This is a genomic window from Pseudomonadota bacterium, assembly GCA_016719885.1.
GTDB lineage: Bacteria > Pseudomonadota > Gammaproteobacteria.
Genome location: JADJYF010000014.1, coordinates 25,487 through 47,733 on the forward strand (window position 1 = coordinate 25,487; position 22,247 = coordinate 47,733).

At 66.1% G+C, this 22,247-nt stretch carries 19 protein-coding genes; 10 read left to right on the plus strand and 9 right to left on the minus strand.

What is annotated here, in order from left to right:
* Window positions 1-68 precede the first annotated feature (68 nt).
* Together IPM80_15245 and sulP are read left to right on the plus strand one after the other, a co-directional pair.
* Window positions 69-821 (plus strand): transferase, encoded by a 753-nt coding sequence (locus IPM80_15245; protein MBK8959734.1) that lies wholly within the window; start codon window positions 69-71, stop codon window positions 819-821.
* Window positions 818-2,461: a sulfate permease gene (gene sulP / locus IPM80_15250; GenBank protein ID MBK8959735.1), complete on the plus strand. Its 1,644-nt coding sequence runs from the start codon at window positions 818-820 to the stop codon at window positions 2,459-2,461. The genes IPM80_15245 and sulP overlap by 4 nt, the downstream gene beginning before the upstream one ends.
* 77 nt (window positions 2,462-2,538) lie before the next feature.
* On the opposite strand, the gene IPM80_15255 is transcribed toward sulP, so the two are convergent.
* The 3 genes from IPM80_15255 to IPM80_15265 are packed head-to-tail and all read right to left on the minus strand — an operon-like array spanning window position 2,539 to window position 6,161.
* Window positions 2,539-4,611, minus strand: coding sequence for a PQQ-dependent dehydrogenase, methanol/ethanol family (locus IPM80_15255; protein MBK8959736.1), 2,073 nt, complete (start codon window positions 4,609-4,611; stop codon window positions 2,539-2,541).
* Between the two features lie 48 nt (window positions 4,612-4,659).
* The gene (locus tag IPM80_15260; GenBank protein MBK8959737.1) at window positions 4,660-4,944 is read right to left on the minus strand and encodes a DUF427 domain-containing protein; all 285 of its coding nucleotides are present in this window, start codon (window positions 4,942-4,944) and stop codon (window positions 4,660-4,662) included.
* 38 nt (window positions 4,945-4,982) lie between these two features.
* Window positions 4,983-6,161, minus strand: a complete 1,179-nt coding sequence (locus IPM80_15265) for an acyl-CoA/acyl-ACP dehydrogenase (protein MBK8959738.1) — start codon at window positions 6,159-6,161, stop codon at window positions 4,983-4,985.
* Between the two features lie 187 nt (window positions 6,162-6,348).
* On the opposite strand from IPM80_15265, the gene IPM80_15270 reads away from it, so the two are divergent.
* Together IPM80_15270 and IPM80_15275 are read left to right on the plus strand one after the other, a co-directional pair.
* Window positions 6,349-7,644 (plus strand): MFS transporter, encoded by a 1,296-nt coding sequence (locus IPM80_15270; GenBank protein ID MBK8959739.1) that lies wholly within the window; start codon window positions 6,349-6,351, stop codon window positions 7,642-7,644.
* Between the two features lie 49 nt (window positions 7,645-7,693).
* Window positions 7,694-8,452 carry a class II aldolase/adducin family protein gene (locus tag IPM80_15275; protein MBK8959740.1) on the plus strand — a complete coding sequence of 253 codons (759 nt, stop codon included), beginning with the start codon at window positions 7,694-7,696 and terminating at the stop codon, window positions 8,450-8,452.
* Window positions 8,453-8,685: 233 nt separating this feature from the next.
* Here IPM80_15275 and IPM80_15280 read toward each other — a convergent pair whose 3' ends face one another.
* The 5 genes from IPM80_15280 to IPM80_15300 all read right to left on the minus strand — a co-directional run bounded on the left by IPM80_15280 (window position 8,686) and on the right by IPM80_15300 (window position 14,425).
* Window positions 8,686-10,017, minus strand: coding sequence for a cytochrome P450 (locus IPM80_15280; GenBank protein ID MBK8959741.1), 1,332 nt, complete (start codon window positions 10,015-10,017; stop codon window positions 8,686-8,688).
* A gap of 78 nt (window positions 10,018-10,095) precedes the next feature.
* A complete protein-coding gene (locus IPM80_15285; protein ID MBK8959742.1) occupies window positions 10,096-10,374 on the minus strand; it encodes a peptidylprolyl isomerase in 279 nt (92 codons plus the stop codon).
* A 69-nt stretch (window positions 10,375-10,443) separates the two neighbouring features.
* Complete coding sequence (locus IPM80_15290) at window positions 10,444-11,844, minus strand: MFS transporter (GenBank protein ID MBK8959743.1); 1,401 nt, start codon at window positions 11,842-11,844, stop codon at window positions 10,444-10,446.
* 235 nt (window positions 11,845-12,079) lie between these two features.
* On the minus strand, window positions 12,080-13,297 hold the full coding sequence (locus IPM80_15295; protein MBK8959744.1) for a CoA transferase: 1,218 nt from the start codon (window positions 13,295-13,297) through the stop codon (window positions 12,080-12,082).
* A 111-nt stretch (window positions 13,298-13,408) separates the two neighbouring features.
* Complete coding sequence (locus IPM80_15300) at window positions 13,409-14,425, minus strand: LLM class flavin-dependent oxidoreductase (GenBank protein MBK8959745.1); 1,017 nt, start codon at window positions 14,423-14,425, stop codon at window positions 13,409-13,411.
* A 173-nt stretch (window positions 14,426-14,598) separates the two neighbouring features.
* Here IPM80_15300 and IPM80_15305 point away from each other — a divergent pair, with 173 nt between their 5' ends.
* Complete coding sequence (locus IPM80_15305) at window positions 14,599-15,876, plus strand: cytochrome P450 (protein ID MBK8959746.1); 1,278 nt, start codon at window positions 14,599-14,601, stop codon at window positions 15,874-15,876.
* On the opposite strand, the gene IPM80_15310 is transcribed toward IPM80_15305, so the two are convergent.
* The gene (locus tag IPM80_15310) at window positions 15,861-16,559 is read right to left on the minus strand and encodes a TetR/AcrR family transcriptional regulator (GenBank protein MBK8959747.1); all 699 of its coding nucleotides are present in this window, start codon (window positions 16,557-16,559) and stop codon (window positions 15,861-15,863) included. The two genes, IPM80_15305 and IPM80_15310, sit on opposite strands and share 16 nt — an antisense overlap.
* Window positions 16,560-16,735: 176 nt before the next feature.
* On the opposite strand from IPM80_15310, the gene IPM80_15315 reads away from it, so the two are divergent.
* From IPM80_15315 to IPM80_15335, 5 genes are all read left to right on the plus strand, one after another.
* Entirely contained in the window at window positions 16,736-17,620 is an 885-nt protein-coding gene (locus tag IPM80_15315; protein ID MBK8959748.1) for a VOC family protein, read from the plus strand.
* A 46-nt stretch (window positions 17,621-17,666) separates the two neighbouring features.
* Entirely contained in the window at window positions 17,667-18,509 is an 843-nt protein-coding gene (locus IPM80_15320; GenBank protein MBK8959749.1) for an alpha/beta fold hydrolase, read from the plus strand.
* Between the two features lie 10 nt (window positions 18,510-18,519).
* Window positions 18,520-19,689: an acyl-CoA dehydrogenase gene (locus IPM80_15325; protein ID MBK8959750.1), complete on the plus strand. Its 1,170-nt coding sequence runs from the start codon at window positions 18,520-18,522 to the stop codon at window positions 19,687-19,689.
* Between the two features lie 90 nt (window positions 19,690-19,779).
* A complete protein-coding gene (locus IPM80_15330) occupies window positions 19,780-21,096 on the plus strand; it encodes an MFS transporter (protein ID MBK8959751.1) in 1,317 nt (438 codons plus the stop codon).
* Between the two features lie 11 nt (window positions 21,097-21,107).
* Window positions 21,108-22,241 (plus strand): SGNH/GDSL hydrolase family protein, encoded by a 1,134-nt coding sequence (locus IPM80_15335; GenBank protein ID MBK8959752.1) that lies wholly within the window; start codon window positions 21,108-21,110, stop codon window positions 22,239-22,241.
* The last annotated feature ends 6 nt before the right edge of the window (window positions 22,242-22,247 follow it).

Consider the following 22,247-nt stretch of genomic DNA (forward strand, 5'->3'; position numbering starts at 1 on the left):
ACATGCCCGACCCCGGGCGCCGCGCCGCCATGCGTGCGCCCGACTTCATGGACCGCCGAGAGACCACCATGGCCGACGCCAGCCCTCCCCGCCACGCACGCCCCTTCGTATCCATGACCGCCAAGACCAAGCAACTGCACTTCGTCGCCGACGAAGTGCAGAGCAGCATGGACCTGCGCGATCCGAGCGCGCTCAATCTCGAATACACGCGCGCCATGATGGGCTTCCTGCTGTTCGATGCCGCGCCCGCCCAGGTCGGCATGATCGGGCTCGGCGGCGGTTCGCTCGCCAAGTTCTGCTACCGGCACCTGCCCGATTCGATGATTCGCATCGCGGAGATCAATCCCTACGTGATCGCCCTGCGTGATGAATTCGAAGTGCCGGAAGACGACGAACGCTTCAGCATCGTCGAAGCCGACGGCGCTGATTTCGTACGCAACTGTCCGGCGTCCTTCAACGTGCTGCTGGTCGACGGCTACGATGCGCGCGGCCTGCCCAAGGCCCTGAGCTCGCAACGCTTCTACGAGGACTGTCACGCAGCCCTGGCCGACAACGGGCTGGCGGTCGTCAACCTGCACGCCGATGCCCGTGACTATCGCCAGCAGGTGGATCGCATACGCAATGCCTTCCACGACGCCATCCTGCTGGTCGAAGACAAACGCGAAGGCAACAGCATCGTGTTCGCGCAGCAGGGCAATCCCCTGCAGATGTTGTCCATCGGGCCGCTGCGGCGCCCGGCTTCGTTCGACGAGAAGACCTGGAAGTCGTTCCAGAACGCCTTCTCGCGCATCCTCGCGGCGCTCAAGGACGACAGACCTTGATCGCGCTGCTGGAAGCCCATCGCGCCGGTCTGTATGGGCGCGCGCAATGGCTGCCGAACATTGTCGCCGGCGTGATCGTCGGCGTGGTGGCGCTGCCGCTGGCGATGGCCTTTGCCATCGCTTCGGGCGCGCGCCCCGAACAGGGTTTGTATACCGCCATCATCGGTGGCGGCCTGGTGTCGCTGCTGGGCGGCAGCCGCGTGCAGATTGCCGGTCCGACCGGCGCCTTCATTGCCATCCTGTCCGGCATCACCGCCAAGTACGGCATCGATGGTCTGCAGATTGCGACGCTCATGGCCGGCGTGATGCTGATGCTGATGGGCATCGCGCGCATGGGCGGCGTGATCAAGTTCATTCCCGCGCCGGTGATCGTCGGCTTCACGGCCGGCATCGGCGTCATCATCTTCGTCGGTCAATGGCGTGACTTTCTCGGCCTGCCGCCGGTCGAGGGCGAGCATTTTCACGAGAAACTCTGGCACCTGGTGGCGGTGATGCCGCAGGCCCACGTGCCGACCCTCGGCCTCGCGCTCACGAGTCTCGCGCTGGTGCTGTTCGCGCCCAGGATCAAGGCGCTGGCGCGCGTGCCCGGGCCGCTGATCGCAATGGTGGTGGCAACGCTGGCCCAGTACTACCTGCAGATGCCCGGTGTCGCCACCATCGGCAGCGCTTTCGGCGGCATACCGCAAGGCTTGCCCAAGTTCGCCATGCCGGCCCTGTCGGTCACGGAAATGCTCACCTTGATTGGCCCCGCCTTCACCATCGCCATGCTGGGCGCCATCGAATCGCTGTTGTCGGCGGTGGTGGCCGACGGCATGGCGGGCACGCGCCACGATTCCAACCAGGAACTGATCGGCCAGGGCATCGCCAACGTCGTCGCGCCGATGTTCGGCGGCTTTGCCGCGACCGGCGCCATCGCGCGCACCGCCACCAATATCCGCAACGGCGCGACGAGCCCCTTGGCCGGCATCGTGCATGCCGCGACGCTCATCGCGGTGCTGCTGTTCCTGGCGCCGCTCGCCGCCAGCATCCCGCTCGCGGCGTTGGCCGCCATCCTGTTCGTGGTGGCGTGGAACATGAGCGAGTTGAAACATGTCGCGTTCATCCTGCGCCGCGCACCGACCGCCGACCGCGTGATCCTCGTCATCACCTTCCTGCTGACGGTGTTCGTCGACCTGGTGGTGGCGGTCAATGTCGGCGTGATCCTGGCGGTGCTGCATTTTCTGCGGCGCATGTCGGAAGTGGTCGACACCCAGCCGATGGACGCGGAGGAATTGCAGGAAGAACTGGCCGACAACGGCCTCGCCACGCTGCCGCCCGACGTGCTGGTCTACGAGATAGACGGCCCGATGTTCTTCGGCGCGGTGGAGAATTTCGAACGCGCCCTAATGCAAACCCACACCGATCCCCGCGCGCTGGTGATCCGTATGCGGCGTGTGCCTTTCGTCGACATCACCGGCATCCAGACGCTCGAAGAAGCAGTGGATGAACTGCGAGGCCGCGAGGTGCGCGTGGTGCTATGCGAGGCCAATGAACGCGTGCTGGCGAAGCTCGCCAAGGCCGGCGTGGTGGACAAGCTCGGCGAAGGCGGATACGCGCAGGAATTCAGTGCCGCGATCGCCAAGCTGAGCGCCGCCCTGTAGGTGCGAATTCATTCGCACACGCTTTTTCAAACGCCCGCCGGCCCTTTCAATGTGCGATTGAAATCGCACCTACAGGGTCATTTCTTCACCAGCGATGCGCGCGCCTGTTTGCGGATGTAATGCAGGAGAGCGTCGATATCCGCGTCGGTGTAGTCGCGATACCGCGGCATGCCGTTCGCAAGCCGCGCGCCGCCCACCACCACCGACTTCAAGGCCTCGTGACTGGTCGGGATCGGCGATTCACGCAGGTCCGGCGCGGTGCCACCCGAGACCACGCCGCTGCCATGGCATTGCACGCAGGTGCTGACATAGAGCGCCTGGCCGGCGGCGGCGAGCTTGTCGTCGACCTTGAAGCCCGGCACATCGATGGGCTGTGCGAATGCCGGCGGCGGCGAGGGCGGCATGGGCAGCTTGCCGTCGAGGCTGAAAGTGATGACCCGTCGCGGATGCACCTTGTATTTCCAGCCGTGCTGGCCGGCCAACGTGCCGGTCAACAGCGCCGAACCGCCCCAACCCACCATCAGCGCCACCTGCTGCTTGCCATCGACGGTGTAGGTGATGGGCGCGGCGGTGATGCCGGAGCCGACGTTCATCTTCCACAGTTCGTCGCCCGTGGTGGCGTTGTAGGCGACGAACAGGCCGTCGGCGCGACCTTCGAACACCAGGTTGCCGGCGGTGGTCATGGTGCCGGGGTTCCAGTTGGGTGGCAGGGTCTTCTCCCACACCTTCTTTTGATTGACCGGGTCCCAGGCCAGCAGCGAGGCCCGACTCCAGTCGCCGGGCACGTCGTCGGTGCCGAAATGCACACCGGTGGCGATGCTGAAATGCGGTGACTGCCACTTCGTCGGATCGATGCCCTTGTCGTTGAACACGCCGGCCATCTCGATGGTCGGGATGTAGACCAGGCCGGTATCGGGGTTGTAGGACATCGGGTGCCAGCTATGCGCGCCGATCGGACTCGGCCACACCATCTCCTCGCCGTCCTCGTAACGCGCGCCCTTCACTTCCACCGGCCGACCGGTCTTGAGATCGACCTTTTCCGCCCACGTGACCTTGCCGAATTTCTCCGCTGACAACAGCTCGCCGTTGGCGCGATTGATGATGTAGAAGAAACCGTTCTTGGGCGCGTGCAGCAGCGCCTTGATCGGCTGGCCACCATACTTGATGTCGGCCAGCACGATGTCCATGCTCGAGTTGTAGTCCCAGGTTTCACCGGGCGTGGTCTGGTAATGCCACTTGTACTCGCCGGTGTCGGCATCGAGCGCGACGATGGAACACAGGAACAGGTTGTCGCCGCCGCCCGGGGAGCGAATCTTCTGATTCCACGGCGAACCGTTACCGGTGCCGAGCAACACCTGGTTGAACTCGGCGTCGTAGGTGATGCCGTTCCACACGTTGCCGCCGCCACCGTGCTTCCACCATTCGCCGGTCCAGGTCTTGGCCGCCATTTCCATGGCCTTGTCCTCGAAGCCGTCGGCGGGATTGCCGGGCACCACGTAGAAGCGCCACGCCTGCTTGCCGGTGTCGATGTCGTAGGCGGTCACGTAGCCGCGCGCCGCTTCGTGCTCGGTGCCGCCGTTGCCGATCAGCACCTTGTCGCGGAACACCTTGGGCGCGCCGGTGATGTAGTAGGCGCGACGCGGATCGATGGTCATGGTCTCCCACAGCATCTTGCCGGTCTTCGCGTCCAGCGCCACCAGGCGGCCATCGACCGTCGAGATGATGAGCTTGCCCTTGTAGAAGGCCGGACCGCGGTTGGTTTCCCACATGATGCGCAGGCGATCGCCGGCGTGTTCGATGACTTTCGGATCGTATTCCCACAGCACCTTGCCGCTGCGCGCATCGACCGCGCGCGTGCGGCTGTAGGTGCCGGTGAAATAGATCACGCCGTCGACGGCGAGCGGCGTGCCGATCAGGGCGCGCTCGCCGGGCAGGTCCAGCACCCAGTTGACGCCCAGCCTCGCGACGTTGTCGGCATTGATCTCGGTGAGAGGACTGTAGCGCTGTTCGCCGCTGTCGCGGCCATGGCCGGGCCAGTTGCTGCCGTCGCCGGGCGCGCGCAAATACTGGTCATCGACCACGGTCTCGGCGGCGTGCGTGAAGGCCGTGCAAAGTGTCAGCGCTGCTCCGAGCGCAAGTGCGAATTTCATGCTCCCCTGTCCCCTGTCCTGATGGCTGCAAGATGCCTGTTGTGTCGTTCAGCGCGTCACCACCACGCCCTTCCAGAACGCGATGTGATCGGTGATGTTGGCCGCCGCGTCTTTCGGCGTCGGGTAATACCATGCCGCATCGGCGAGGCGTTGCCCGCCTACCACGACGTCGTAATAACTGGCGGTGCCCTTCCAGCCGCACACGGTGTGGGTGGCGCTGTCGGCGAGATGCGCGGCATTGACGCTCGCGCGCGGGAAATACACGTTGCCTTCCACCACTTCGAAGGTATCGGACTCGGCGATGATCGCGCCCTGCCATTCGGCCTTGGCCATGTCGGTGACTCCTCTTCGCTGGTTGAACAAACAGTGATTCAACGGCGCCGCGACACGATGCGCCGCCCGAGGGCATGACGATGCACTTCCGAGGGGCCGTCGTAAATGCGGAAGCAGCGGATATCGCGATAGCAGCGCTCGATGACGGTGTCGCCGGTGATGCCGATGGCGCCCAGGATCTGCATGCAGCGATCGACCACGCGGCCGAGCGCTTCCGAGCAGAACACCTTGGCCATGCTGGTCTCGTCGCGCGCCTGCTGGTGCTGATCGAGCAGCCATGCGCAATGCCAGATGGCGAGGCGGCACATGTGCAGGTCGATTTCATTGTCGGCGAGCATGAAGCTCACGCCCTGGTGCTCGCCCAGGGTCTTGCCGAAGGAATGGCGCTTGCCGGCATGTTCGACGGCGATCGCGTGGCAGCGCTTGGCCAGCCCCAACCAGCGCATGCAATGGGTGAGGCGCGCCGGTGCGAGCCGGATCTGCGCCTGCGCGAAGCCGCGGCCGATCTCGCCGAGCACCGCGTCGGGCGCCACGCGCACCTGGTCGAAGGACACTTCCCAGTGCCCGCCCGGCATGTTGGAGTCCAGGGTTTCGAGTTCCCTGTCGAGCTTGAAGCCCGGCGCGTCCATTTCGACGAAGAACATCGAGGCGCCGAGATCCTGACCCATCACGTCGAGCGTGCGCGCCATGACGATGTTGATGCCGGCGCCTTCCACGCCCGAGATCATGTACTTGCTGCCGGTGATGAGATAGCCGTCCCTGTCCTGCTGGGCAATGGTCTTGAGCAAGGTCGGATCGGCGCCGGCGCCATCGGTGGCGGTCTCGGTCATGGTGAACACCGTGCGCAGATCACCGCTGACCAAGGGCGGCAGGAAGCGCGCCTTCTGCGCCGGCGAGGCGACCTGGTTCAAGAGGTTCACATTGCCTTCGTCGGGCGCCTGGATGTTCAACGCCAGGTGACCGAGCGGGCTCCAGGTCGCGGCCTCGAACACCACCGCCATGCCGCGATGATCGAGACCGAGGCCGCCATATTCTTTAGGCGCATGGGGCGACAGGAGGCCCGCTTCGCGGCCCAGCGCCACCAGCTCGCGGCGCAGCGATTCGTGGATATGCGGGCGCTGGCGCGGATCGTGTTCCAGCGGCACCACCTTGTCCTTGATGAAGGACTCGACACGCAGGCGCAGTTCGTCGAGTTCGGCGGGCAGTTCAAAATCGATCATCGATATTCCCCTCGGGCATTGGCGGGCGCGCGACGGACTCAAGGCGCGCGGCGAAGACCGCAGAATATCGCTCCCGCGCCATGCCGCGCCATGTTTGCCGGCGATGACTCGATTTCACTGCCGAGGCCGGTTAACCTCGCGACTCACCCTCGTTCAACACGAACTGTCCCATCCGGGAGGAACCATGCGCGGTGCCCGTCTACCTGTGGTCGCCACCATCTGGGCAGGCTCGTTCTTCCTGGCCTTCGACAGGGTCAACATTTCCCTGGCCGCACCCGACATCATGCGCGACATCGTGCTCGACGGCGCCCAGATGGGCCTGGTGCTCTCCATGTACTACTGGGGTTATACCTTCGGTAATTTCGCCGGCGGCCTGGTGAGTCCCACGCTGCGATTGCGCGGCCTGACATCGCTGCTGATCGTGGTGTGGGCGGCGCTGACCGCGGTCACCGGCCTGTGCAACCTGCTGTGGCAGTTCTGCGTGGTGCGCGTGCTGTTCGGTATCGCCGAGGGCGCCACCGCCAACCTCATGCATCGCCTGCAGAACAACTGGCTGTTACCGGCCGAACGCGGGCGCGGCTACGGCATCTTCATCGGCTTCGTGTATCTCGGCATCGCGCTCGGCATGCCGCTGGTCGGTGCGCTAATCAAGCTCGCCGACTGGCGCGTGATGTTCCTGCTGTCGGCCGTGCTGACGCTGGCGCTGGCGGCGGTGTTCTGGTTCATGGTGCGCGATCATCCCTGGCAGCATCCGCGCGTGCCGGCGCCCGAGGGGCAACAGTTCCAGGACATCATCACGCGCGATCGCATGACGCTCGCCGACAGCCCGCCCGAACTGACGCTCGCGCAACGGCTGCCGGCGCTGTTCGCCATACCGTCTTTTGCCTGGCTGTGCGTGGCCTCGTTCTTCGTCATCGGCGTGTACTTCACCAACATGAGCTGGCTGCCGGGCTACCTGGTCAAGGAACGCGGCTACACGGTGCTGGCCAGCGGCATCTATCTCACCATTCCTTACCTTGCCGCGTTCGCCGGCATGTGGTCGGCCGGCAGCATCGGCGACCGCTACGGGCATCGCGCGCGCGTCGCGATGGTGATGGCGCTCATGACCTGCCCGGCCATCCTGCTGCTCACCACCACCGACGACGTCAACACCACCATCGCGCTCATGAGCGTGATGCTGTTTTTGAATTCGGCGGCGCTGAACGGCATCATGGTGCTGCTGTTCGATCTGCTGCCGGCCTCGCTGTTCGGCACCGGCGTCGGCATGGTCGGCGGCCTGGCAGGCGGGCTTTCCGGGATCGTCGGGCCGCTGCTCATGGGCTATCTTTACGACCTCACCGGCTCGTTCTTCGGCGGCTTCGTCACGCTGGCGGCGGGTACGTTGCTGGGCGCGGCGGCGCTGTGGCCGGTGGCGAACTACGAGAAACGGGTGCGCGGCGACAAGGCGCGCCTGCATGCGGCGGCGAGCGGCGCCGCCTGAACGAAACATCCAGCGAGGGCAGAGTCCGATGGCGACGGTATTACATGCAATGAGCAAGGCCGATGTGCGCGCCAAGGTCAGCGCCGAGGAATGGCAGCTGCGGGTCGAACTCGCGGCCGCCTATCGACTGGTCGCGCACCATCGCTGGACCGACATGATCTTCACCCACCTGTCGGCGCGCGTGCCGGGCCCGGAACATCATTTCCTGATCAATCCTTACGGCCTGTTGTTCGAGGAGATCACGGCGTCGAACCTGGTGAAGGTCGATCTCGACGGCAACATCGTCATGCCCAGCGACTACGAAGTGAACCCGGCCGGCTTCTGCATCCACAGCGCCATCCACATGGCGCGCGAGGATGCGCAGGCCGTCATGCACGTGCACACGCCGGACGGCGTGGCGGTGGCGACCATGGCCTGCGGGCTCATGCCCATCACCCAGACCTCGATGATCATCCATGACTACATCGCCTACCACGAGTACGAAGGCGTGGCGCTGGACTTGAGTGAACGCGAACGCCTGGTCAAGGATTTCGGCGACAAGCAGCTGCTCATCCTGCGCAACCACGGCACGCTGGCGGTGGGTCGCACGGTGTCCGAATGTTTCCTGTGGCTGTACAACCTCGAGCGTGCCTGCAGCATGCAGGTGCGCGCCATGGCCGGCGGCGCGCTGCATATGCCGAGCGAAGCGTCGCTGGCGACCACGCGTCGTCAAGGTCAATCGCTGATGCGCGATGGTGGACTCGACCGCCTGGCATGGCCGGCGCTGCTGCGCATGCTGGACCGCATCGACACGAGTTACCGGGACTGAGGGGGCGCATCGACGCCGAGCGCAATTTAGCTATCGAGCGCTTGGGCTCGCTGGACGTCGAATGTCAGACTGAAGTCCGACCCACAGAATAAAGCAGTCATTGTGGGTCAGGCTTCAGCCTGACATTGAACGAAAGGCAAGCTCCTGAATGTCAGGCTGTGACCCACAACTGACCATTGTGGGGCTGGCTTCAGCCTGACACCCACGCTCGAACATTCATTGTGGGTCGGACTTCAGTCTGACACCCACGCTCCGATGGCACCCCCCTCCCTGCGCAAACGCATCGGCAACTCGGCATAACCAATCACGTGACTCTGCACCAGGCGCCGTGGCGTGCCGCATAGTTCCAGGCGCGACAGGTGCGGCAACAGCGCTTCGAGACTCGCCGCCAGTTCGGCGCGCGCGAGGTTGGTGCCGAGGCAGAAATGCGCGCCGAAGCCGAAAGTGAGATGGGGATTGCTGGTGCGCGTGATATCGAAGCGATAGGGATCGTCGAACACCGCGGTGTCGCGATTCGCCGAGGGGTAGAACAGGCCCACCGTATCGCCGGCGGCGATGTGCGTGCCGGCCAGTTCGAAATCTTCGACGGCGGTGCGCAGGAAACTGCCGACCGGCGAGGTCCAGCGCAGGATCTCCTCGACCGCCTGCGGCATGAGCGTCGGGTTCTCGCATAACAGCCGGCATTGCGCGGGATGCTGGAGCAATGCCTCCACGCCGCCCGACAACGCATTGCGGGTGGTGTCGTTGCCGGCGCCGATCAGGGTCAGGATGTAGCCGTTCAACTGCTGGTTGGTGAGCAACTGGCCTTGCACGGGCGTGTGCACCATGCGATCGATGAGACCGCCGCGCTCGCGTCCGTTGGCGCGTGCGTCTTCAATGAGTTCCTCGATGTAGCTGCGGAACTCGACCATGTTGCGATAGTAGGCGCGGCCGCGGCTCTCGCCCGGCAGGCGGTTCGATTCGCGGATCTCGCCGACCACCGCTTCCGACCACACCAGGATCTGTTTCCAGTCATCGGGCGCGAGGCCCATGATTTCGCCGACCGCCGCGAGCGGCAGCTTGGCGGCCAGGCCATGCACGAAATCGACCGTCTCGCCGCGCGCCGCGGCCTGTTCGAGTTCGGCCATGAACTCGGCGGTGAAGTCTTCGGCCAGCGCGCGAAAGTGCGGGCGCATGGCACGCATCGCGCCCTGGGTATAGGCCCAGCTGCTGGCGCGCCGCACCACGCGATGACGCGGGTTGTCCATGAACACGAGATCCGGCGGCTCGTCCGGGTCCCAGCCGCGCTCGGTGCCGAAACTGTCGAGACCACCACGCATCGGTTCCACTTCGTGCTTGAGGCACAGGCGCAGGCGCGGTCCGCCGTTGATGAAAACTTCCGGATGATTGGAGACGGTGAGGATGTCGGCGTGGCGGGTGACGGCCCAGAACGGCTCGATGTCGTGCCGCTCGTACCAGTACACCGGCGCTTCGTTGCGCAGGCGATCCCAGGCCTGCCATGGGTGACCGTCGCGCGCGTAGTCGTCGGCGCGGTGGATGTTCAGGCTGTCGAGTGAGCCGTCCATTGCCGCTTGCGTGTCTCGCTGCCGTCGAGTTCGGCTGTCACCGCACCGCGCTCGTGGTGCGGTGACAGTGCATCCCGCTCAGCTGCGGCTGGTGATCTCGAGCAGGTGATAGCCGAACTGGGTCTTGACCGGGCCATGCACCACGCCGACCGCTTCGTTGAACACCACGCGATCGAACTCCGGCACCATCATGCCCGGGCCGAAAGATCCGAGATCGCCGCCCTGGGCCTTGGACGGGCAGCTCGAATGGGCGCGCGCGACATCGCCGAAATCGGCGCCGGCCTCGATCTGCTGCTTGAGTTCATTACATTGTGCTTCGGTGGCGACCAGGATGTGTCGCGCGCTTGCTTGTGCCATGGGATTCCTTGCTGGGCGCCGACCGGGTGGCCGGCGAAAGCAGGCACCTTACCGCACCCCGGCGGATTTCTAAATGTCCGCGCGGCGCCAACGGCGATGGGTGACGGCGAAGAACAGCGTGGTCATCGCCGCCGCCGCGAACAACACGCGATCGAAGGCCTGGACGAAGGCGGGCGCGGCGGCGAGCCCGGCGGCGAGGCCGCGGCTTTCAAGGAGCTGCAAAAGGCCTATCCAGGCCGACGCACCGAGCACGATGCCGACCGTGCGCGTGACCATGGTCAGGCTGCCGGCCACGCCGCGCGACGACGGCGGCAAGGCGGCCACCACGAGGTCGCTGTAGGCGACCTGGAACAGGCCGATGCCGATGCCGTGACAGGTCAGGCAGGCGATGATGAAGGGGTAATGGGTGGCGTCCGGCCACAGCGCCATGCCGACCAGGCCGACGATCACGACCAGCGCCGACAGGAACGCCGAGCCGCGCGCGCCGCGTGCACCGACCACGCGCGTCGCCAGGCTCGCGCCCAGCATCGCGCCGATGGCCCACACCGCCAGCAGCACGCCGACCGCGAACGGCCCGCAGCCGGCCACGCGCGTGAGATAGAACGGCACGATCAGGGGCACGGTGAAACTCGCGAACTGCATCACCACGCTGCTCAGGTTGGCGGCGATGAAATTGCCGTCACGCACCACCGCGTGGGGCAGGAACGGCGTGTCGCTGGCACGCTGACGGCGCACGAACAGGCTCATCGCGATCACACCCGCGAGCGCCACCGGCGCGGCGCGCCAGATGGCGCTGTCGGGCTTCAGCAGTGCCGGCAGCAACAGGAACATCGCCACGCCAGTCGACAACAGCACCGAGCCGGCGAGGTCGTAGCGCTCGCGCGCGGCACGCGGAATGCGCCCGACGGTCGGCCCCAGCAGTGGCAACAGCGCCAGCGCCAGCAACACGATCGGCACGCGAAACCAGTACACGCCCGGCCAGCCCAGCCACGCCATGCTCGCGCCGCCGAGCAATGGCGCCACCACCGCCGCCAGCGACGCGATGCTCGCGTAGCCCGACAGCGCGCGCGTGCGCATGCGCTCATCGAACAGCGCAATCGCGAGCGCCGGGCCGCAGGACAAGGTCAGCGCCACCGCCACGCCCTGCAGGGCGCGCGTCGCCAGCAGCCACGCGTAGCTCGGCGCCAGCGCGCAGCACACGTAGGCCGCGAGGCTCAGGATCAAGCCGAGTCGGAACACGCGCAGATGACCGATGCGATCGCCCAGCGCGCCGAAGGCCAGCATGAGACTGCCGTAACTGACGACATACCACACCGCCACCCAGCGGATGTCGCTGGTCGCGAGCGCGAAGGCCTGGGTGATGGCGGGAAACGCGACCGTCACCGCGAAATCGAGCGGGCCGATGGCGGCGCCGAGACCGACGATGGCAAGGCCGACGGCGGGCGAGCGCGACGTGTCGGGCACAGTCATGCGCGCACGACCGCGCGAGACCGCGTATCGAGCGGAACAATACTCAAGCAAACACCATCGTCTGTGGAAGCGCGCACCGCGCCATTATCCTACGGAACAGGCGTGGCGCAGGAGATGCAGTCCCCAGTCAGCGATATTGCTCCTGCCCGGTACCGCGCGTTGTCGGGATCCCCATGCCATGACCAACAGCGGCGCGGCATTAGCCGGTGTGCGGCGCCCGCAGCGGCGCTGCGACTCAGAGATTCTTCTTGACCAGCGTGCCGGCGGCCACCAGCGCCGCCACCTCGTCGGCGCTGCGGCCCAGCAGTTCGGTCAACACCGTCTCGTTGTGCTCACCGAGCGTCGGTGCCGGCGCCGGCGACGCGGCTTCGCGCCCGACGAACTTGATGGGATTGCCCGGCATCGCGAATTCGCCGGCCAGCGGGTCATGGATGGTGCGCACCGTGCCGCGTGCCTTGAAGTGCGGATGCTCCAAGGTTTCGCCGACCTCCAGCACCGGCGCGACCGGCACGCCGTGGGCTTCGAGATGGGCGATGGCGGCGTCGCGGCTGGCAAAGCCGGCCAGCCAGGTCTCGATGAGTTCAATGACTTCGCCGCGTATGGCCACGCGCTTCAGATCCGTGTTCCAGCGTTCGTCGTTGGCGAGATCCTCGCGGCCCATCGCCGCGCACATATCCTTCCAGTGATGGGCGAAGCCCATGATGATCATGTAGCCATCGGGCGCCTTGAAGGCGCCGCCGGGACACACGTAGCCGAGATGGCTGCCGCTGCGCCGGGGATTCAGGGCGCCGGCGCTGCCACTGTATTGATGCACGTTGATCTCGTGAAAGTTGTAGTACACATCGAGCAGACCGATATCGATGTGCTGCCCCACGCCCTGGCGATCGCGATGGTAGACCGCCGCCAGGATGGCGAAGGCCGCGTGCACGCCGGTGCTGACATCGCCGGCCGCGATGCACGGAATGGACGGCGCGCCGTTGGGGTCGCCGATCATGGCGGTGACGCCCGCATAGCCCTGGGCGATGGTGTCGTAACCGGGCTTGGCGGCCAGCGGTCCGGTCTGACCCATGGCCGAAATCGAACACAGGATGATGTCTTGCTTCAAGGTCTTGAGCGTTTCGTAACCGAGCCCCATGGCGTCCAAGGTGCCTGGTTTGAAATTTTCGACCACGATGTCGCTGACCGCCACCAGGTCCTTGATCAGTTGCAGCGCGCGCGGGTCGCGCAGGTCCAGGCACACGCTCTTCTTGCCGAGATTCTGCTGGATGAAATACAGGCTGCGCTCACCGCGCAGCTTGGAAAACTGGCGCACCATGTCGCCACTTGGCGCCGACTCGATCTTGATGACCTCGGCGCCGAACTCGGCGAACAGGCGCGTGCACAAGGGCCCGGCCAGCACCCGCGACAAGTCGAGAATGCGCAGGCCGGCCAGGAGATTCTGATTGTCACTCATGGATGGACGTATCCTGTGGGTGCGAATTCATTCGCACGTTGATGATTGGTTTGAATGTCAGACTGAAGTCCGACCCACAACATCGAGAGCATTCTTCCCGTGGGTCAGACTTCAGTCTGACATTCGAGAACGCAGGCGCGCCCGCACCTGTGGCACAACCTCGCCTATCAGGCGTTCGAGGCTGCGATTCATCGCGTCCGGGTGCAAACCGGGCGGCGCGCCCCAGGTCACGAGATCGGTGATGCCGTATTCGCGAATGAAGGCCACCAGCTCGTCGACGCAGGTCTCCACCGAGCCGACTATCCAGCTCTGCGGAATGCGCTCATGGGTGCCGAAACCTTCACCGCTTTCATCGAAGAAGCGCTGGTAGAGCTGCATGCGATAGCGTTCGGACTGGCGTACCAACGGCCAGTCGCGCTCGACGTCGTCGGTGACGAGCACGCTGCGGATGATGCCGACGCGCTTTGCGCTTGCATCGCGCCCGTCGGCTTGCAGGACCTCGCGCCATACGTCCAGCGTGGCGGTCCGGTCGCCCTGCGGCAACAGGTGACAGCCGAAGCGCGCCGCGCGCTCGGCGCCGGCGCGCGACATCGCCGCCACCCACAGCGGCGGGCCGCCGGCCTGCACGTAGCCAGGCGTGATGAGGACATCGTTGAACTCGTAGCGCTTGCCCTTGAAGCTGAAGCGCTCGCCGCTGAAACAGCGGCGCAGCACTTCCAGGCCCTCGTCGGTGCGCGACACGCGCTCGGCGACGCGCATGCCGAAGCCGCGAAACTCGTGCGGCGCATAGCCGAGCCCCACGCCCACCTCGACGCGGCCGTTGGAGAGGTTGTCGAGCACCGCGAGATCCTCGGCCAGGCGCACCGGGTTGTTGAACGGCAGCAGGCACACGTCGCAGGAAAAACGCACGCGCCGCGTGCGCGCGGCGGCGGCGGCCGCCACCGGGATCCAGCTCGGCAGGTAGCCGTCCTCGACGAAGTGATGCTCGGTGAACCACACGAGATCGAAGCCGGCTTGGTCGGCCCATGCGATCTGGTCCAGCACTTCGGCGTAGAGCCTTGGCATGGCGATGCCGGAATCCGGCGGATTGCGAAAGTCGTAGCACACACCGACGCGCAGTTCAGGCATAGCGGCTTCTCCCTTGATGACGCTAATGTAAGCGCAAGCGTGTGCGTCGAGCAGTTCCTTGATCCGGTGGCTGGGGCGCCGCGGGCGTACTTGCCGCCCTCGATCGCAAGCTCCCCTCGACCTTGCCGGCGTTCCCCCGCAAAGTATGCGCAGCCACGATGCAGGAGCCCAGCGTGAACATCATCCCCACCGAACTCATCGCGCCCTTGTTCAACCCCGCCACGTTTGCCGTGCGCGGCCAGGTCGATGACCTCCTGACGGCGGTACGGCGCGAGTATCCGCTGGCGCGCGCCGAGGTGCCGGGCTACGACCCGCACTGGATCGTGAGCCGTCATGCCGACATCCAGGAAGTCTCGCGCCAGAACGATCTTTTCCATAACGCCGATCGCTCGGCCACCGTGATCCCGCAGATGGGCGAGGCGCTGGTGCGCGAATTCACCGGCGGCGACTACAACCTGTTCCGCTCGCTGGTGCAGCTCGATGGCGAAGATCACAAGCAGCACCGTCGCGTGTTGTTCCAGGCGCTGGGCTCGCAGAGCGTGGCGCGCCTGGCCGACAGCGTGCGCGCCACCGCGGTCAATCAACTCGAAACCCTGCGCGAAACCGCGGGTGAACTCGACTGGGCCAAGGCCATTGCCGCGCCCTACCCGCTGCGCGTGGTGCTGGACGTGATCGGCGTGCCGCGCGCCGACCACGCACGCATGCTGGAACTCACCCAATGGCTGTTCAGCTGGGCCGATCCGGACCTGTGCCGGCCCGGCACCGATCCCTCGCACCCGGAACAGCAGCCGCGCACCTGGAAGATAGTGTTCGATGAATTCGACGAGTATTTCTCGGCGCTGATGGCGGAACGTCGCCGCGAGCCGCGCGACGACCTGGCGACGCTGCTGGCCCATGCCGAAGTGGACGGCGCGCCGATGGAGCACAGCCGCGCGATCTCCTATTTCGCGATACTCGCGACCGCCGGCCACGACTCCACCGCCCACACCACCGCCACCGCGATGTGGACGCTGGCCGAACAGCCGGCCCTGCTCGCCCAGCTCAAGGCCGAGCCGGGCTTGATCCCGAAATTCGTCGAGGAAGCGATACGCTGGACCACGCCGGTCAAGCATTTCGTGCGGCATGCGACCGCCGACTGCACGCTCGCCGGCGAAAAGATCGCGAAGGGCGAGCGCCTCTACCTGTCCTACCCTTCGGGCAACCGCGACGAAGCGGAATTCGAGCAGCCCTTCAGCTTCCGCCTCGACCGTCAGCGCAACCGCCATGTCGGCTTCGGCTACGGCGGCCACGTGTGCCTCGGCCAGCATCTCGCGCGGCTCGAGATGTGCACGCTGTGGGAGACGCTGCTGCCGGCCCTGCGCTCGGTGGAAATGAGCGGGCCGGGGCAGTTGATTGCGTCGGAATTCGTATCGGGACCGAAGTCCGTGCCGATCCGTTATCGCCTGGCCTGACCGGACACCGATCTCGCGCGAGCCACGGGCGTGGACTTCGTGGCGCTGGTCGCGCCGAGCAGCGCGATGGCGTCGGCGAGTTGTTGAAAGAGCACGTCGAACGAAGTCTCGGGGTCCGCCTCGCGCGCCAGCACCGCGCCATCGACGAGGGCGAGCGCGAAGCTGGCCCACTGCTCGGAAGCACGCCGGGCCTCGGCCGGTGTCATGGCCTCGCCCTCGGTCAGGAACGCCATTTCAATCTGACGACGCACGCTCTCACGGCCGAGCGCGCGCACGCGCTGCACCACCGCGTGACTCTCGCTGTCCCTTTCGGTCACCACCAGCGTGATGAGAATGCGCAGGAATTCGCGGTGCAGGGCGACCGTCTCGCCGGTGCGCGCCAACACCCAGCGCAGGCGAGCCTGTGTCGAGCGGTGCCGCGGCGCCTTGGCCAGCACGTCCTCGTGATGGTCGAAAAAGCGTTGCGCGCCGCGCTCCATGAGCGCCGCCAGCAGCCCGGCCTTGGAGCCGAAATGCCAGTAGATGGAGCTGACATTGAGACCGGTGGCCTGGCTCAAGGCCGCGATGCTGGTGCCTTCGTAGCCCTGGCTCGACATGATCTGACCGGCGACGTCGAGGATGTCGTCGCGTGAACTCCTGCCGCGTGCGGTGCGCCAGCTTACCTTGCGTTTATTGTCCGACATGGCCGCGAGTCTACGGTCGGCGCGGGTGCCGTCAAGCGCTCGCGGTGGTTGACAGGCGGGCCGGGACTGTCGCTATCATGCGCCCAGATTCTGAAACGATCGCTTCAGTATTGGGCTGCGCCGCGGGCCAGCCCGGAAGCCGGCCGTCACCACGATCAACCCAGGGGAGCCCAGCCATGCACAGCGTCAAGGAACTCGGATACATCGTGATCGAAGCATCGAATCTCGATGCCTGGCGGACTTTCGCCGTCGACGCGCTGGGCCTCATGCCCGGCGAACACAGCGCCGAGTGCCTGGGCCTGCGCCTCGACGAACGCGCGCACCGCATGATCATCGAAGCCGGCCCGGCCGACGACATGGCCGCCATCGGCTATGACTGCCGTGACGACGCGACGCTCGCCGCCATCGCCGCGCAGCTCGGCGCCCAGGGCCACGCGGTCGCCGACGGCGGCGACGAGCTCGCGCGCCGGCGCAAGGTGCGGCGCGTGCTGGTGAGCCACGATCCGGACGGCAACCGCGTGGAGCTCTACGTCGATCTCGCCATGGCGGCGACGCCGTTCCAGTCGGCCTCGATCCCGGCCGGCTTCGTCACCGGCGCCGGCGGCGCGGGCCACGCCTTCCTGCCGACCGGCGCACGGCAACCCATGCTCGACTACTACGCATTGCTCGGCTTTCGCCTGTCGGATTACATCCAGCAGGAGATCGCGCCCGGCATGGTGGTCGACGCGGCGTTCACGCACTGCAATCCGCGCCATCACACGCTGGCGTTCGCCGCCCTGCCGTCGCCGAAGAAGATGCATCACTTCATGATCGAAGCGCGCGATCGCGTCGATGTCGGTCGCGCCTACGATCGCGTGCAGAACGCCAAGGTGCCGCTGGCCTTGAGCATAGGCATGCATCCGAACGATCTCATGTTCTCGTTCTATGTCACGACGCCCTCGGGCTTCGCCATCGAACTCGGAGCCGACGGCCGACTGATACTCGACGACGACAGCTGGCAGGTCGTGACCTATGACTGCCTGAGCACCTGGGGCCATCGTCCGGTGGCGCCGGCGGCCTGAACGGCGCGCCCCACCACCCACCATCGACATTCAAGGAACACCAGGCATGAGCATCACGCGCGAAAACACCAGCCGCACCGTCAAGACCGCCGACTGGAACATCCACTACCACGAAGCCGGCAGCGGCCACCCGATCATCTTCCTGCACGGCTCCGGCCCGGGCGCCACCGGCTGGAGCAATTTCTCCAACAACATCCCGGGTCTCTCCCAGCGCTTCCGCGTGCTGGCGGTGGACATGCCGGGCTGGGGCGCATCCGATCCCTGCCCGGTCGAGCGCATGAACCATGTCGACGCCACCGTGCAGTTCATGGACAAACTCGGCATCGACAAGGCCGCGGTGGTCGGCAACTCCATGGGCGGCGTCAACGCGCTGCGTCTCGCGGTGACCCATCCGGATCGTGTCTCGCACCTCATCACCATGGGTGCGCCGGCCAATCGCAGCCCCAAGCTGTTCGGCGCCGGTGACGGCCCGACCGAGGGCTTGAAGATGCTGATCGAGGCCTACCGCACGCCGACCGCCGAGGCCATGCGTCGCCTCGTGGAGATCATGTGTTTCGACAAGCGCTTCGCCAACGAAGACCTGTGCCGCGCGCGTTCGGAAGCGGCCAGCGCCCAGCCCGAACACCTGAAGAATTTCCTGGCCGGCCTGCCCAAGGGCTCGCCGGTGCCGCAGATGGCAACGCTGGAACAAATGATGGGCATCACCTGCCCGACCATGCTCATCCATGGCCGCGACGATCGCGTGGTGCATTACGAGCATTCGCTGCACCTGGTCGCGCACATCCCGAATTCGCGCCTGGTGCTGATCAATCGCTGCGGGCACTGGGCGATGATCGAGCACGCCGAGGAATTCAATCGCCTGGTCAGCGACTTCGTCGCCAACAACTGAGCGCACCACCATGCACGACGCAGTCAAGCGCATTCATGATTCGGCCGAAGTGCTGCGCGGCGAGCACCGCGCCTGCGACCAGGCCGGCAAACTCACCGAGCGTACCGTCGAGGTGCTGAAGCAGTCGCAGGGCATGAAGCTGCTGCAGGCGCGCAGCCACGGCGGGCTCGAGGCCGACATCCGCGATTTCTACGCGTGGGTGCGCGCGGTGGCGCGCTACAACCCCTCGGCCGGCTGGGTGGCGGGCGTGGTCGGCGTGCATCCGTGGGAGCTGGCGCTGTGCGACGCCAAACTGCAGGATGAGATCTACGGCCGCGATGCCGGCACCTGGGTCGCTTCGCCCTACGCGCCTTTCGGCCGCGCGCGGCGCGTCGAGGGCGGCTTCGTCCTCAACGGCGAATGGCCCTACTCCACCGGCACCGATCACTGCACGTGGATCGTGTTGGGCGGCATGGTGATGGACGCCGACGGCAACGTGCCGATGCCGCCCGACGTGCGGCACTTCTTCCTGCCGCGCGGCGACTACCAAATCATCGAAGACAGCTGGCAGGTGATGGGCCTGATCGGCACTGGCAGCAAGAACGTGCGGGTGGTCGACGCCTTCGTGCCGGACCATCGCATCGTCGGCCACGTGGCCCTGAGCGAAGGCCAGTACAACGAGCGCCGCGGCGACACGCCGCTCTACCACCTGCCTTTCGGTTGCGTGTTCTCGGCGGCGATCTCGTCGGCGACCTTCGGCATCGCGCAGGGCACCCTCGACGTCTACCGCGAGCAGCTCCAGAGCCGCGTGTCGGTGTCGGGCGTGGTTGGCAAGAGCGATCCCTTCCAGCAGCAAGCGCTCGCCGAAGCGGAGGCGGATCTCGCGGCCGGCATCTCGCATGTCGATGCGATGTCGCTCGAGCTGCTGGCGCGCATAGGGCGCGGCGAGCCCATGAGCGCGGAGCTGCGTCTCGACTTCCGCCGCAACCAGGTGCGCGCCGTGCAGCGCGTGCTGGGCGCGGTGGATAGACTGCTGGCCCGTGCCGGTTCACCCTCGGTGTGGACCACGCGACCGCTGGAACATTACTGGCGCGACCTGCGTACCGCCGGCACCCATATCTGCAATGTCACCGACTCCATCTACCCGGCCTGGGCCGCGCAGGCGCTGGCCACCGGCGCGATGGTGAACGCGTTTTATTGAGGGCTTCCCTTCGGTCGTCTGTTGTAGGTGCGAATTCATTCGCACATTCCCGGAATTGATTGGCGCCTGCGCGCGCCATTTAATGTGCGAATGAATTCGCACCTACAGGGCGCCGCGATGACGCCCGCACGCCGCCTGAAGAACATCCTCGGCGCCTCGGCCGGCAACTTCGTCGAATGGTTCGACTGGTTCGCCTATGCGTCCTTCGCGCTGTATTTCTCGCGCGCCTTCTTTCCCGCCGGCGACCAGACCGCGCAGCTGCTCAACACCGCCTTCATTTTTGCCGGCGGCTTCATCGCGCGGCCGATAGGCGCGCTGCTGTTCGGCCGTTATGGCGATCGCGTCGGGCGTCGCGCGGCGCTCACCCTGTCGGTCAGCATGATGTGCGGCGGCTCGCTGCTGATCGCGGTGGCGCCGACCGGCATGGGCGTGCTCTCGCCGCTATTGCTGGTGGTCGCACGACTGGTGCAGGGGCTGGCGGTGGGCGGCGAATACGGTGCGTCGGCGACCTACGTGTCCGAGATGGCGAGCAGCCGCCATCGTGGTTTCTGGTCGGGGTTCCTGTACGTCACGTTGATCGGCGGCCAGCTCGCCGCCATGAGCCTGCAGGTGCTGCTGCAACGCGTGCTCAGCGACGAGCAGCTTTATGCCTGGGGCTGGCGCATACCGTTCGTGATCGGCGCGCTGCTGGCGGTGGTGGTGTTCTGGATCCGGCGCGGCATCGAGGAGACCGCGTCCTTCACCACCACCGAGGTCGCGCTGAGCGAACGCGGCCGGCCGCTCGCGCTGCTCACGGAATACGGGCGCGAAACCGCCATCGTGCTGGCGCTGACCGCGGCGGGCGCCATCGGCTTCTATACCTACGCGGTGTACATGCAGAAGCTCCTGGTCAACAGCGCCGGCTTCGACAAGGCGGTGGCGGCCGAGATCATGACCGCGGTGCTGGCGACGCTGGTGTTCTTTCCGCCGCTGGTCGGCTGGATAGCCGATCACGTCGGCCGCCGCCGCACCCTGCTGGTGTCGTTCGGCGCCAGCGCGCTGTTGGCGGTGCCGATGTTGAACGCGCTCGCGCACGCCGATGCCGGCCGACCATGGGCCGTCTACCTGCTGTGTCTTGTGCCGCTGTTCTTCCTGTCGGGATACTACGCGCTCAGCGCCATCATCAAGGCCGAACTCTACCCGGTACATGTGCGGGCACTGGGCGTATCGCTGCCTTATGCGGTGGCGCTGGCGATTTTCGGCGGTAATGCCGAGACCGCCGCGTTGTACTTCAAGAAGGCCGGCATGGAAGGCGGCTATTACTGGCTGGTGGCGGCGGTCTTCACGGTCGGCTTCCTCGCCGCCACGCAGTTGCCCGACGAACGCCGCGGCACGCGACTGGCGGACGACGGCCCGGCGCTGTCCTGAGCACTGACGACATGAGCAATGACAAGCAAAAGGGCTGGCTGGCGAGCACCGCGATCGCGCTGCTGATGACGCTGGTCGCGTATCTCGTGTGCGAAGGCCTGTACGCGGTGCGCGCCTGGGACCAGGCCGACGGCAGCCTCGGCTACCGCATCTACGCGCTGGTGCGTGAGCGCATAGCCACCGCGCGGGTCGAGCGCGAGCAGCCGGTATTGCCGGTCGCGACGGTCAAGGACTTCGAAGCCTTGCTGCCGGACATGAAGGCCGCCGCGGTCGGCATCGGCGACAGCCCGTTCTCGGAGCTCATCACCGACCGCGCCGCCGTCAATCAACGCAGCGCCGCCGGCTGCCTGCAACAGAAACCCAATCTCGACAAGATGGTGACTGCGTTGCGCAGCAATGCCTTCAACCCCTTCGAACCACCGTCGTTCTTCGTCGATGCCGACAAGCGCCTGTCACCGGCGCTCGACGAATTTCTCTCGCGCTACGCCGTGCGCCGCCTGCACCATCGCAGCAATGCCTTTGGCGAACGCGTGACGCTGCCGGCGGTGGAGCGGCCGCGCAAAGTGCTGATTGCCGGTGACTCGGTGGCCAACGGGCTGATGGTCGATGACAGCGAAACCCTGGCTTCGCAGCTGCAGGCCGGCGACGGCGAACGACAGTACGTCAATCTCGGCGTGGCCGGCGCCGATGCGCCCGACATCCTCTGCGCCCTCGAAGACGCGGCCAAACGCTACGCCGGCGCCATCGACGAACTCATCTACATCTATTGTGAAAACGATCTCAAGCCCGGTCAGCCGCTAGGCGACCCCGAGGCGGTGATGGCGGCACTGGGCGCGCTCGTGCAGCGCGAGAAGATAGCCAAGGTCACGGTCGTCTACGCGCCCTATATCTACAACGTGATGCCGGCCTTGACGCGCTTCAAGGGTCATCGCGGCTTTCGGCGGCCCTATCACGCCGAAGAACGCGCGACATTGGCAAAGCTCGTCGAGCAAGCAGGCTTTCGCCACGTAGACATCGGCGCGCAGGGAATGGCGGAGAACCAGCGTCTGGGCAGTGATTTCAGCGCTTTCGCGCTGTACGTGGACCAGGTGCACCTGTCGCCCCAGGGCACGGCCCTCCTGGCCGCGAAACTGCGCGCGCCGTAGCGCACG